Here is a 13,647-nt window from a genome sequence, read left to right on the forward strand (position 1 = left end):
GTGTGAGCCGGCTAACGTCCGCGACTCGGAGTACCGGTCGCTGCCTCAAAATAAGAGCAAGGTGTCTTGCTCTTAGTTTTCCGGCATTGTTGCCGGGTGGATTTTAGATCGATTGTGTATAGTAATGATAAGCTGACCTTTAGGTTGGCTTTTTTTATGTACAAAATCAAATTCTTTGAGGGAACCTAATCGTACAGAAACGAAAGATCGTTCGCGAAATGGGTTAGGCTACTTAAAGAGGTAGAAGTCTGCTAGGATTCATACGTAAGTTTTTTTACTTTAGAATGGTTCGATGAAAATCTAAATTCTTTTTTGGGAATCGCTTGCACTTTTCAAGAAATTTCCCCGATATTAAGGTACGATGGACCACAACATACCGAAGGAAGCATACTCATCTCTTATCCTTCAATACTTTTATGATGCGGTCATTGTTACGGATTTACAATTCCAAATCACAAGTTGGAATCTTGCGGCTGAACGAATTTATGGTTACAGTTTACAAGAAGTTCTCGGTAAGTCTACAGTTGATACATTAAAAACAATTTTATTAGAAGGGGATCGTGAAAAAAGTATAGCACAATTGCAATCCAGTGGGATTTGGCAAGGGGAAGTTTACCAGTTTCGCAAAGATGGAACAAAATTAAAGATTCGATCCGCTGCTAGTTTTTTAAAAGATGAAGAAGGAAAAACCATTGGTGTAATCGCTATCAACCGAGACGTCACAGAAGAAAACAAAATCCAAGAAGAATTGGCAGAAAGTGAAGAACGATTTCGGATGAGTTTTGAAAACGCTGGAGTTGGTGTCTGTTTACTTGATTTAGAAGGTAAATTTTTACGAGTCAATAAAAAACTCCAATCGATGTTAGGTTATAAAGATACTGAGCTTTTGGGACGACCTTCCAAAGATTTTGCATACCAAGACGATCAAAATATTTTTTATCAATACAGAGAGTCTGCTTTAAAAGGAAAAGATGTGGATATCGTTTATGAAAAACGATACGTTTCAAAATCCAATCAAATCTTATGGATTGAAATTTCGAACTCACTTGTAAAAGACAGAAATGGATCTCCTTTATACTTTGTTGTCCATTTTAATGATATTACTGATCGTAAAAATGCTGAGTTCCATCTTTTAAATGCTAAAAAAGAAGCAGAACGAGCAAACCAAGCCAAATCGGATTTTGTTGCCAATATGAGTCATGAAATTCGCACTCCATTAAATGGTGTCATTGGTTTTAATGAACTCCTCATGACTACGAACTTGGATGCGGACCAAAAAGAATTCGTAAAAAATGCAATTAGCAGTGCCCATGGCCTGCTTGGTATCATCAATGATATCTTAGATATTTCTAAAATTGAAGCTGGTAAACTTGTTCTGAATGAAACCATTTCTAGTTTGAAACACATCATAAAAGATTCGTTAGGTGTATTGAAATGGAGAGCAAACGAAAAACATATAAAATTAGAATTTGAAGAAAATCCAAATTTACCAGAATGGATTTTAGTAGATGCAACGAGGCTCAGACAAATTTTAATTAACTTACTTGGAAATGCTGTTAAATTCACGGAAGAAGGTAGTGTTTGTTTAAATATTACGTCTCTTCCAATAGAAAATGAAAAAACAAGGCTTACGTTTCGTATTCGTGATACGGGTATTGGAATTGCGGAAGCACATAAAACTAAAATCTTTCAATCGTTTTGGCAAGGAGAGTCCAATTCGACTCGTCGGTTTGGTGGAACTGGTCTTGGGCTTCGGATCACAAAATCCTTAATTGATTTGATGGGTGGGCAAATTGAGTTTGATTCGAAAGAAGGGGAAGGAACAGAATTTCGTTTCACAATCAATTGCCTAACCTTACAAAATGCAAATTTCAATAGTGATGAAATTGGAGACGGAAACATCCATAAAGAAATTCGGGAAAATAAAAGCCAAACCAAATTACTCGACATCACTCCGAACATTTTAATTGCAGAAGACAATCTCATGAACCGAGATTTGCTGCGAAGGATGATTTTAAAATATATACCCAATGCCAAACTTTTGGAAGCGGAAAATGGAATGGAAGCTGTGAGGATGGCCAAGGAGTTTCAACCTAATTTGATTTTTATGGATGTCCAAATGCCTGAGATGGATGGACTCGATGCTTCAAAAGAGATCCGAAAACAATCACCTAAGTCCCAAATTCCGATTGTAGCCTTAACTGCTGGTGCATTGTATGAAGAACGTAAAAAATGTTTTGATGTAGGAATGGATCAATTTTTAACCAAACCGATCGATATTCTGGCCCTAAACCAAGTTTTGTATCATTATTTGAATCCAACTAAACTCGATTAGAGTAGCAAAATCTTTCTCCTTTCGTCATTTTGTCCAAAATGAAACGATTTCCCTTTTTGGCATATCTAGGTCCAGGTCTTTTATACGCTGGCGCTGCAGTTGGTGTTTCCCATTTGGTTCAGTCCACCCGAGCCGGTGCTGTATATGGATATGGTTTACTCGCTGTTGTTTTATTCGCAAACCTAATCAAGTATCCCTTTTTTGTTGTTGGTACGAAATACACAATCGTAACAGGTAAATCATTGTTAGATGGTTATGAATCCTTAGGAAAACTCCCCCTTTGGATTTTCTTTGGTATCTCAGTGGGGACAATGTGTATCATTGTGGCTACCGTTACCTTAGTAACATCTGGTTTGTTTTCTAATTTACTTGGTCTGACTATGGAACCTTGGTTACTATGTTCGATCATTCTAGTTTTTTGTTTTTTGCTTTTGGCAATTGGTAAGTTCCAAGCTCTCGATGGACTTATGAAATGGATCGTGGTTCTTCTCACAATTGCCACAATCCTTGCGATGGTCCTTTCTTTTTATTCAGGTATTCCCAAATTACCAACAGAAGGAAAATCATTTTCCATCTCTGATTTAGGAGATGTTGCGTTTCTCATCGCCCTGATGGGTTGGATGCCAATCCCAATTGAAGCGGCTGTTTGGCAATCCGATTGGACCTTGGCTAAAAAAACACCGGATGGGAAATTGCCTCCGATGAAATATGCTCTTCTTGACTTTAACATTGGTTATATTGGCACAACTCTACTTGCTGTTTGTTTTTTAGCATTAGGTTCCAATATGATGTATAATACTGGGATGGAGTTTTCGGCACAAGCGGTTGAATTCGCCTCTCAACTTGTGAATCTTTATACCACAGCGATTGGAACTTGGTCTTATCCTATAATTCTTGTGGCTGCTTTTTTTACCATGTTCTCCACAACCTTAACTTGTTTTGATGCGTATCCAAGAGTGGTTTCCAATGCAAGTAGACGGTTATTTGCAAATTTAAAAAAAGTTCCATCAGAAAATCTGTATTGGTATTGGATATTAATCGTTGGATTTGGTTCGATTCTATTGTTGTTATTCTTTCGCACGAATATGAAAAGTTTGGTTGATTTCGCTACCACTATCTCCTTTCTGAATGCACCTGTTTTGGCGTTGATCCACCATCTGATTTTGTTTGGAAAGGAAATTCCAAAAGAAGAAAGACCAAAACCTTGGATGAATTTATTGTCTTGGTTTGGAATTCTATTTTTATTTGGGTTTTCTATTTACTACCTCAACATTACCTTTTTCTAAATGATGGAAGGAGAGAGAAAAAATATATTATTTTCTCTCTCGCCTATTTTGTATTTAGTTTTATCCATTCTATTTTTTCGTTATCTCTGCATCGTTCCATATCCACATCCTTTTGCTTTAAGCCTTGCTGGAGTCTTATCTTACTTACAACGCAGAGATAGAAAAATTTTGTTTTTACAATCTGCCTTTCGTAAAAATTTAATCTCTGTTTTTCCTGCGATGGAGATTCTATTTTTTGTTGGATTGCTCATTGCTTCTTGGGCCTATGCTGGTGTGTTGCTTACGATGATGCAATTAGGAACCAAACTCATCAGGCCAGAGTTTTTTTTGCCATCCCTAACTCTTGTTTCCGCAATTGCAGCAATGGTCTCTGGTTCTTCCTGGACGACTGCAGGTACGTTAGGTGTGGCACTTATGGGTGTATCTCATGTTTTGGGATTTTCAGAAGTGATGTCGGCTGGTGCCATTGTGAGTGGGTGTTATTTTGGGGATAAACTCTCACCACTTTCCGATACAACAAATCTTGCGTCCAGTTTAACCCATGTCCCTATATGGAACCACATTCGGCATATGTTACGAACAACTGTTTTCAGTTTTGTTTTTGCCATTTTGGGATATTACCTTTTGAATCTTTGGGTTTGGAATCCAGATCTCACAAAACCAATCACAGGTGAAACTGATTTGTCTCTACTTTTACAAACAGAGATTGTTTATGCAAAACTGATTCCGGTTTTCATTGTGTTTGGTTCTTCTTTTTTCCATTTGCCTGTTCGAATTTCCTTTTTTCTCGGCATTTTATCCGCTTTGGCATTTCCCTTTTTCGAACATCGACTTTCCTTAGATGTTTTGGAATCCTTGGTGTTTGGATACAAAGCGGAGACTGGAGTGGAAACTTGGGATTTGTTTTTAAGTGGCGGAGGAATTTCCTCCATTTTACCAACAGAATTTTTGATTGTAACGGCCGTTTGGTTTGGAGCAGTGGTAGAAGGATTTGGATATCTAAATGAAATCCTAATGCAAATCAAAACTTGGGCAAAAGACAAATTTGATATCCTTTTGTCTACGATGGGGACTTCTTTTTTACTTAATTTAATCACAGCAGACCAATACCTTGCTCTTGTGATCCCAGCACGTGCATTTCGTACCCTCGCGATTGAAAAATTGATTCCCGAAAGAGACATATCTCGTGCTTTAGAAGACTCAGGCACCATCACCTCACCCTTGATTCCTTGGAATAGCTGTGGGGCATTTATGGCTTCTTCATTAGGTGTTTCTGTTTTTAGTTTTTTGCCTTTTGTCTTTTTTAACCTGTTCCATGTTATCTTTACGGTTTCTCTTTTGGTGTATCAAAAAATAAAATCAAAAAGTTCATAATTGAACATCTATTTTTCATTTTAACATATCGTAACGATTGTTAAGACACGAATAAAGGTTTTCATAACAATGTATGTTTGGTAAAAACTTGCCCTATGTTACCAAAGATATTAGATGAAAACATTCTTCCCATGATCAGCCAAGCAAGGATCACAAATGAACTTGGACCAGTGAAAGAACATTTGCCCATTTGGATGGTGGACAGATTGGCCAAAAAAAGGAATATTTCGGAAGACGAAAGTTCTGAAATGGTGGTCACAATCCTGGAAGTGTTTAGCAAAATGTGGATTTTGAGTTTAAAATACCAACTTACACATGTTTTAGGATTTTTTGTTACTTATGTTTTCAACCAATACCGAAATCGATTTCGTAAATCCGAGATCCCTGAATCTGGGGAACTCTATTTACAACTCTGGAATTATGAAACCCCTGCCAATGTGGAGGATCCTCTGGAGGAAACGTTAGGACAGCTTCAATTAAAATTAGAGTCCTTACCCACACTAACTGCTCTCGTTCTTTCCTTACAATTTGATCTCCCTATGAAACAAAACACCAAACAATTTCTTTTGTGGAAGTTGCGAGAAAACCATTTGGATACCGAAGTTTTTTTTCAGGATTGGGAAGAGAGGAGGTCGGAACAAAGAGCTCTGATCCTACGACTCACAACGATGATCACACGTTACACCAGAAAATTATATGAGTGTACGGAGCCGAATCGCAGGAGTTGGTATGGAAAACAGAAAAAAATCTGGATGTTACGTAGGACTAGAGCCCTTGATCGCAGTTTTTTTTCCGAACGTGAAATCGCGAAAACCTTGGGGATCACAAGGAAGGCAGTTCGCAATCTTTTGTCACAAGGAAAACATGAACTTAGGAAAGTCGGCAAAGATTTATTGCACTACGCATAAAAATTTGCTTTACATTCGGTAAATTCGGAAGATGGTATTGGCAACACCATCTTCCGAAGGGTTATGAAAATCAAAGTTACTAGTAAAAACGACGTGCACATCATTAAAATTGAAGGTGCCATCAAAGCTGGAAATGAGTTCGAGTTGTCTGAAAAGATAGAACAGTACATCAAGAAAGGCCAAGTCCCTAAATTCATTATCGATCTGAAAAAGGTTCCATTCATCAACTCCGCTGGTCTTGGAACATTTCTCAACATCTATAAACATATTGATGGGCTGAACGGTCGTCTTGTATTTGCGAACTTAAATTCCGATATCGAAAACCTCATGGAAATTACTAAACTTTCCAGTGTGTTTGAGATATACAAAACTTTGGAAGAGGCTGAAGACTCCTTCGAATACTAGACGCTAGAGGCGATTCTTGTGATGAATCCAATCCTGAAGGCAAGTTTAGGAATCGCCAAAACCAAAACATTTCGAGGACTATTTGTCCTCTTTCTCCTCTACAAACTTATTTTTAACCAATTCACTGCCAACTGGCTTGTCCCGAAACTTGTCTCCCATTTCACAATGGCCAAGATGGAAGGGAAATTCACTCAGTTTTCCCTGTTTTTTGGAATGGAAATCGAGAATTTGGCCATCACCCCTGGTGGACCTTTTTCCGAATCCCCATTTCTTTCGGCAAAGGAAATCCGCATTCGTTACAATTTACCACTACTTGTTTTTGGTAAAATCCGACTCAGTGATTTCAGTATCATTGATGCGAAGATTCGTTTGGAAGAGAAGGGTGGCGTGTGGAACGTAAGCCATCTTTTAAAACCAAAAGTTGCCGTTGAAGAATCTCCAAAACATGTAGAAAATACAGAACCCGTCACAGAAATTTCCACCTATCTCCCGTTACAGTTAACTGCTTATCTCAATCTAAAAGGAATTTCTCTAGAATACCTTCGTGAAATGGGAACAGTCCGTTCCTTTACACTTCAAAATTTTGATTTTCAAACAAAACTTGTCACCAATCGATTCACTTCCATTCCACTTGGAATTACCGCCATAGATCAGTTAGATGAAATATTGATTCATTTGAATGAAGAAAGACCTGTGGAAATCGATTTAAATTCCGACCAATTGAAGTGGAAAGAATCTCTTCCCTTGTCTCTCCGTTTGGAATGGGATCGCACAGAATCTCCCGAATTGTTTTTATTTGCAACTGATATAGGGAAAGATGATATTCATTTAGATGTCAGAGGTAAATCCATTCAAACGGGTTTACGTTTGTTGTCCGATATCCATTTTGATGCCAAAGAAGATATTTTAAAAGTGCAACAATTTGATCTTCGTGTGATTGGACAGACATGGTTTCATTTGATGGGTTCCATCTCCAATGTATCAAAAGAAACTCCTGATGTAAATTTAGATGTAGTGAATTCTCAAATACAATTGGGTGCCATCCAAAATACCTTACAACAGTTACAAGGGATCCTTCCTGAAATGACGGTGGCTGGTGACCTCTCCTTGGAAGGAACGGGAATTCATGGGAATTGGAACAACTCGAATGCCAATCTGAAATTAAAAGCAAACAAGTTATACTTCCGACTGGGTAAAACAAAACCACATGCAGTCGAATCTGCGAGCGTAGATCTTACGGCAGGTCTATCTCTCTCAAACCAAAAAGAAAAAACAGCACAGGTCCCTTTCCCTTTTCTCAATTCCTTTCGGGTGACTCCATCCCAAATTGTTTATAACCAATCTGTGATCAATTTGTCTGGAGAATATTCACAATCAAACGGGTTAAATGCAATCGTATCGATGGACAAACTGCAATTAAGTGATTATACTCAAGCTGTAGGTGGAAAATTAAAATTAAACTTACAGATCTTATGTGAATCTTTTCAAAACTTAAATTTGCAAACTCAATTGAATATTGATGGTTTTCGATACCAAATTGATCGTTCACGTTCTCCTGCCTCTTATTTGGGCTTAGATTTAAATTCAAATCTTGTCTTTGATAAACCTTTTGGTTTAAAGGAAATACAGATCACAAATTTGTCGTTAGAACAAAAAACATTAACTGGCAATAAGGCTGTGGATTTGTTAATGAAAGGCAGTGTATTCCTTGGGCAAACGCTCGTCGCCTCATTATCACCTCTTGATGTTAAGTTGACAACTCCCAATTTGTTAGTGGTTCTACCACTGATACTCAAAGAAAAAATATCACCAATCCAAAACTTACTCGGTTTACAGCCAAAAATCAAATTGAATGCGCGTTATGTGCAGGAAAACAATTCCAAACAAATCAGTGCCAACGTTTCCGCTGATTTACCTGGTTTGGAAATGAAAGATCTAAAACTCACAACAGATCTATCCATTTCGGGAGCCAACGCCAATGAAATCCTAATCAAACAATTGAAAATAGTCGCTTTTAATGGAGTATTAAAGTCTTCGTTAAGCGGAAAATTAAATAAACTAGAAAAACAAAAACCACCGCTCGGTCCTTATTTTGGGAACATTGACCTAAATCTTTCCATCAATTCCCCTGTGAAACAATACTTGGCAAAAGGTGTTTCGGTTCACGGTGATCTTGGTCTAAATCTCAAAATCAAAGACTATGACATCAACGGTGAATTTGTTTCTAAATTACCTGCCTTAACGTATAACAACCAAAAATGTCCTGGTGAAAACTGTAAGGCATACTTAATTGAAGAGATCAATGCTCAAATTCCCATCCAACATAATCTCGCATATCAACCGGAAGAAAGTTTGATCATTGGTGATAAATCAATTTTCATCAAAAACTATGGAAGAACGAATCCACCGAATGTAACGATTGGTAAGGTTGTAGGCACTCATCCCAATATTCCCAATTTGCCATTTGAGTATGTGAAAAAACAAAATGAAACTCCAGGTCTCAGCGCTTTTATCGAATACAAAGAAAATTTTGCCAATATAGAATCACTAAAATCCTATTCAATGGATGGGATCATTTTAGGAAAAAATTTAGTTTTGAATTTAGGCAATTTAGATCCGAAGACCATGGAGTTTCGTGGGAATTTGTTGATCCGTGATATTGATTTAAAACAATTGATGGCTCCAAAAGTTAGGGACAAAATTGACGATGGAAAACTCAAAGCAGATTTAAATATCAAAGTTCGTGACTTGAGTGAACCTATCGCCAACTTGGATTTGTTTTTTTCAATCTTTCAAATCGGCAGGGATTTCGGGAAAAGTGCTTTAAACGTGATCTCTGCTCAAAACTTTTTAATCGATCGCATAACAGATAGTTATCCTATCAGTAAAATAGATGTGTCCTTGTCTAAGGGATTGGTTTATGCTGATGTTTATTTTGATCGATCTTTATTGTCTTTGATCATGAATTTAGAAGATGGAAAAATTTCCCAACAAAGGATGCCTCTGGCCAACTTTTTGAAAAGAGCACAAAACGAAATCCAGACATACCAAGAGTGAGGTATATATGAAACGAATACTTATAAGTTTTTTACTGATGGGATGTAGTTTGAAGGTACCTCCGATTACAATCACAAACGCACAAACTGCTGCCGAAAAACAGATGGTAGGTGAAGATCGCGAACTGGAAAAAGAAGGTTGGATGATCGGTTCCATTCAATCCTCTACCAATGGACAAAATAACCAAGAAAGATCTGCGAAAGAAGACTCTGATCCTGAGATCCGAGCCCATCGTGTTCGTTTAAACTATCTTTCTCCCGAAATCAAAAAATATAAAACAGATGGTATTTTGGGAGAAACACCGATTGGTTTGATTAAATTAAACCCCTTGGCATCGTCTTTGCCAACGTATACGAATTATGAGATCCCAGCGAAAAAGAAACGCGTAGAAGATGTAATCCTATTTCTAAATGAATCTCGTAAATTCATTATGGAAAAGGAGATTTTAACGCAAAAGAAAAAAGGGAAAAAGGAAGAAGAATTACTCAAACTCAAACAAACCCTCATCGATGAATATTATAAAAATGTATCGATTGGAGAATACTTTGAAACAACCGCTGGTAAATGGGAAAAATACCAATGATGTTTTCACGTCGAGTCATATCCTGTTTTGTTTTTTTACTTTTTTTATATACCTTTAACTGTGCTTTATTTCAATCCAATGTGAAGTATTCGAATGTAAATTTTGATTACTCTGCGATATCTAAAAATTATTTTTCTCCCTCCCAATCAAAACCATTCCCACTAACAGTACAAAGGGGAAATAATTTATACAGTTCGACAACGAAAGACGGGCGTTATCTTTTTTATGCCACGGATCAAAAAGGGAATTTCGATGTTTGGTTTCGTGATTTGCAAAGTTCCATTGTTGTTCCTATCACTGACAACTCATTTTCCGAAACAAAACCAGCCATTTCGCCTGATGGGAAATATCTCGTATTTGTTTCAGAAGAATTTGATTCGGAAGGTGACTTGGTTTTGTTGCCTATGGACACAGAAGAGTGGATTAAAGAATATCTAAAAGGAAATCGTTTTATTAGTGATGAGTTTGTTAATTTAACCAACCAACCGAATCGAAAAGGCGAATACCAAAAAGGAATTATTGATACAGATCCTGTTTGGTCTCCTGATGGAAAAACAATTTATTTTGTATCGGATCGATTTACGCCAGGGATCCCTAATCTTTGTTCCATTCAATTAAATCAATTAAAAGTAATCAATCAACTCACGACACTCGGTGTTACATCACCTTATGTTTCTTCTGATGGACAATTCATTTATTTTGTTTCGTATTTTGAGGAAAAAAAAGGGGAGATATATCAACTCCAAGTTGCAACGAAATCGATTCAAAGAATGACAAATGACCAGTTCCTCGATTTTTCACCAACAGTAGATAGCCGTACTAAAAATTTATATTATGCTTCGATTCGAAAAGATACAAATGGAAATGGAAGGTTGGATGAAAGAGACAATAGTTTACTCGTCAAAAAGAATTTAGCTACCGGGGAAGAACGAGTTCTTTCCTCAGGTGAAACTTCCAATTTTGATGTAAGATATTCCAATTTCAATGGTGGATCTATTTTATTTTCCGCTTCTTATTTCAATGCGATTAACATCTATTTCATACCAGAAAATGGCTCCATTCCAAAACAACCCAATATAAAAGAACAATTCCAATACTCAAAAATATTAGCTCCAGGACAAAGTATTGAATCCTATTTTTTGGCATTAGATTCTGTAGAGTTATTTTATTCTGAGGATCCATTATATCCAGTTTATGAAGCACAAGTTGCCTTGTTAAAGTTTTCCACTTTGAACCGAGTTGGGAAAATCGAAGATGCAAAAAACTTTTTAAAAAGTTTTAAGAAAAAAGTAGAGTTAGAATCAAATCAGTTCGCTATCACTCTCCTCAAATGGAACGAAGCCAATCTAAATGGCAAAACTTTCAATGTGGAAAACGAGTTAAAATTGGGAAAAGGGTCTTCCTTTAGTTTAGATGGGGAAGCAGTTTTATATCACCTTTTTGCGGACCAATTAGAAAAAGAAAAAAAGTTTTTCCCTGCAAAAGAAATTTTACTCAAAATTTATCAATCCTATCCGAATTACCACCAAATAGATGAAATTAAACGTAGGTTAGGCGGTTATGAGTTTGATCCTAAACAAAACCAATTATCAAGTTTTTATGAGGAAATGATTTCCTCTTGGGAAAAGGAAAAACAAGTATTTCTGAATGATCCAAATCATCAATTTTCTAACGATCGCAAACGAGATTTGCGATTTCTTTTGGAGGACGTAATTTTCAAAATTACGGATGGTAAAAATAGTGAATTGGTGTTGGAGTATGTGAACGCAAGTTTAGAGGCGAAAGAAACAAACCAAAACCCAGTATTCAAACAAACACTATTATTTATCAAAGCAAAAGCACTATCCGAATTACGTCGTTTCAACGAATCCAATCAGGTATTAGATTCCATCATTCCCATCCCCATTCAAATTGATTTAGAGCCATCAGGAAAAACATCTGTTTTTGAAACACGAAGTTTTATGGCAGATTATAAAAATCCAATTTTATTGCGATCGAATCTCTTAAAGTATTATAACCAAAAAATTGTAGGGAATACTTCGGATGCGCTTCGGAATCTAAAAATTTATTTAGAGTTTTATGATCCATTATTAGGCGTTGATTTGGGTTCGGAAGATATAAAAAGTGCTTTTTTCTATTTTGAAAACAAGGCAGTAGAGTTTGAAAGGATTGGGGATTTATTACAGTCTTCGTTTCACTATTTTTTTAATAACCAAAACATGTTTTTGGTTAAAACTAGAAATTTATATTTAGATTCATTATACAAAGAATATGCAATTTATTACCAGAGAAAAATGGTAGATACCATCTTTAGTTACGGTAAAAAAATTAGAGAAGAGGAAGAACGAGCTTTATTGAATCAAATTAATATTTTAAGTAAAGATAAATTGAATTTGATTGGGAATTTAGCGAGTATTACCTCTATTGTTACAGACCGTGAACTCGTTCGAAGTATTGTAAATATTAAAGATTTTGAAAATATTGAAGTATTGTCTGGAAAAGCTCTGGGTTGGACAGAGTTGTATTACAAACAAGCCGTTCCGAGGGCAAGGCCATATTTGGATTTAGCAACGCTTTATGGTTACTCTTATTATTTGATCAATAAATATGTAACGTTTGAGTCCTATTATTATGCAACAGGTACAATGACAGATGTTCGAAAAGCAGAGATATTAGAAAATTTCAAACGAGCTGAGTTAGAGTTACGTTGGATCATTTATGCTGACCCTACTCACTATGATGCATATCAATTATTAGGTTGGCTATATCAATATGTCGATTTGATGAAATTGCAGAAGGATCCGGTTTCTGGTAACGTTGATTTGCATCTCTTGGCAGTTCACTTTTTTGAAAAATTTGTGCTTCTACTTGTCTAGACTTAGCTAAAATATTTTTTCCAATGATAGTTCCATCAAGTCCCTTGGATGTGATTAAATGATTTCGATTATGGATTTCATTTAATGCGGCACCATACTCTTCTTGTTCAATATGATTTTCGATACGAATACCGAGGGTTAATAAATATTTAAAATCATGTGGGAACTCTCCAGGGAAACGACCGTCACCAATCACTCGCACATTGTCCCCAAGAATTATATTCCAAAAACTCCATTTTTTCCAACGACTGTATAAAGATTCTTTTGAGTTCTGGTATTCTTTCTCAGCTAAATCTAACATTTGATAGGAATCACGAAAACGACCACTTTTCTGGAATGCTATGGCTAAATAATTTGCTAAATTGATTGGACTGATAAACTTAACATCTTTGTTGTAAGCAATAGCAGTTTGGAAAGAAACAATTGCATCCTCATACACACCAGATTCAAGTTCCGAAAGTCCACGTAAGGAAAACAACAAAGCTAACTTCGAACGGATTGAATTTAACTGGGCCAGTGAAATTGAATTCGATTCCTGTGCATGTTGGTTTACATATTGATAGTATTCATTCTTAAAATAGATATCGATCGACTTCGAAAATTGTTCGGAAGCTTTTTTATACTGCCCTTGGTAAATCAGTGATTTACCATAATTGAATCGATAAATTGCTTCTTGTTTATACCCTTCAAATTGATTTTTTACTGATAGAGCTGCAGAACTCTCTTCTACTTTACGATAACTTTCATTAGCCTTTGGATAGTTATTTAATAAAAAATAATTATTCCCTAAGTTTAAATTCAAATCAGAAAGAACTTTTTTGTT

Annotated in this window: 8 protein-coding genes; all 8 read left to right on the top strand. The window is 36.3% G+C overall.

Annotation, left to right across the window (positions count from 1 at the left end; genetic code table 11):
• The first annotated feature begins 361 nt into the window (after positions 1-361).
• The 8 genes from EHQ59_RS10170 to EHQ59_RS10205 all read left to right on the top strand — a co-directional run bounded on the left by EHQ59_RS10170 (position 362) and on the right by EHQ59_RS10205 (position 12,824).
• On the top strand, positions 362-2,335 hold the full coding sequence (locus EHQ59_RS10170; RefSeq protein WP_135619553.1) for a PAS domain-containing hybrid sensor histidine kinase/response regulator: 1,974 nt from the start codon (positions 362-364) through the stop codon (positions 2,333-2,335).
• 38 nt (positions 2,336-2,373) lie between these two features.
• Positions 2,374-3,621 (top strand): NRAMP family divalent metal transporter, encoded by a 1,248-nt coding sequence (locus EHQ59_RS10175; RefSeq protein ID WP_135619554.1) that lies wholly within the window; start codon positions 2,374-2,376, stop codon positions 3,619-3,621.
• 3 nt (positions 3,622-3,624) lie between these two features.
• The gene (locus EHQ59_RS10180; RefSeq protein WP_135619555.1) at positions 3,625-4,995 is read left to right on the top strand and encodes a Na+/H+ antiporter NhaC family protein; all 1,371 of its coding nucleotides are present in this window, start codon (positions 3,625-3,627) and stop codon (positions 4,993-4,995) included.
• A gap of 95 nt (positions 4,996-5,090) precedes the next feature.
• Positions 5,091-5,903: an RNA polymerase subunit sigma-70 gene (locus EHQ59_RS10185; protein ID WP_135619556.1), complete on the top strand. Its 813-nt coding sequence runs from the start codon at positions 5,091-5,093 to the stop codon at positions 5,901-5,903.
• Positions 5,904-5,966: 63 nt separating this feature from the next.
• Positions 5,967-6,308: an STAS domain-containing protein gene (locus tag EHQ59_RS10190; RefSeq protein ID WP_002989181.1), complete on the top strand. Its 342-nt coding sequence runs from the start codon at positions 5,967-5,969 to the stop codon at positions 6,306-6,308.
• A gap of 21 nt (positions 6,309-6,329) precedes the next feature.
• A complete protein-coding gene (locus EHQ59_RS10195) occupies positions 6,330-9,365 on the top strand; it encodes an LIC_11026 family protein (RefSeq protein ID WP_135619557.1) in 3,036 nt (1,011 codons plus the stop codon).
• 7 nt (positions 9,366-9,372) lie between these two features.
• Positions 9,373-9,948, top strand: coding sequence for a DUF1318 domain-containing protein (locus EHQ59_RS10200; RefSeq protein ID WP_135619558.1), 576 nt, complete (start codon positions 9,373-9,375; stop codon positions 9,946-9,948).
• Positions 9,948-12,824 carry a TolB family protein gene (locus EHQ59_RS10205; RefSeq protein ID WP_244245486.1) on the top strand — a complete coding sequence of 959 codons (2,877 nt, stop codon included), beginning with the start codon at positions 9,948-9,950 and terminating at the stop codon, positions 12,822-12,824. Before EHQ59_RS10200 ends, EHQ59_RS10205 begins: the two co-directional genes overlap by 1 nt.
• The last annotated feature ends 823 nt before the right edge of the window (positions 12,825-13,647 follow it).

The sequence above is a fragment of the Leptospira kemamanensis genome (assembly GCF_004769665.1).
Lineage (GTDB): Bacteria > Spirochaetota > Leptospiria > Leptospirales > Leptospiraceae > Leptospira_A > Leptospira_A kemamanensis.

Excerpts from the sequence above, each read along its gene's own strand:
- EHQ59_RS10170 (WP_135619553.1), top strand. The coding sequence starts at position 362 with ATGGACCACAACATACCGAAGGAAGCATACTCATCTCTTATCCTTCAA.
- EHQ59_RS10175 (WP_135619554.1), top strand. The coding sequence starts at position 2,374 with ATGAAACGATTTCCCTTTTTGGCATATCTAGGTCCAGGTCTTTTATAC.
- EHQ59_RS10180 (WP_135619555.1), top strand. The coding sequence starts at position 3,625 with ATGGAAGGAGAGAGAAAAAATATATTATTTTCTCTCTCGCCTATTTTG.
- EHQ59_RS10185 (WP_135619556.1), top strand. The coding sequence starts at position 5,091 with ATGTTACCAAAGATATTAGATGAAAACATTCTTCCCATGATCAGCCAA.
- EHQ59_RS10190 (WP_002989181.1), top strand. The coding sequence starts at position 5,967 with ATGAAAATCAAAGTTACTAGTAAAAACGACGTGCACATCATTAAAATT.
- EHQ59_RS10195 (WP_135619557.1), top strand. The coding sequence starts at position 6,330 with ATGAATCCAATCCTGAAGGCAAGTTTAGGAATCGCCAAAACCAAAACA.
- EHQ59_RS10200 (WP_135619558.1), top strand. The coding sequence starts at position 9,373 with ATGAAACGAATACTTATAAGTTTTTTACTGATGGGATGTAGTTTGAAG.
- EHQ59_RS10205 (WP_244245486.1), top strand. The coding sequence starts at position 9,948 with ATGTTTTCACGTCGAGTCATATCCTGTTTTGTTTTTTTACTTTTTTTA.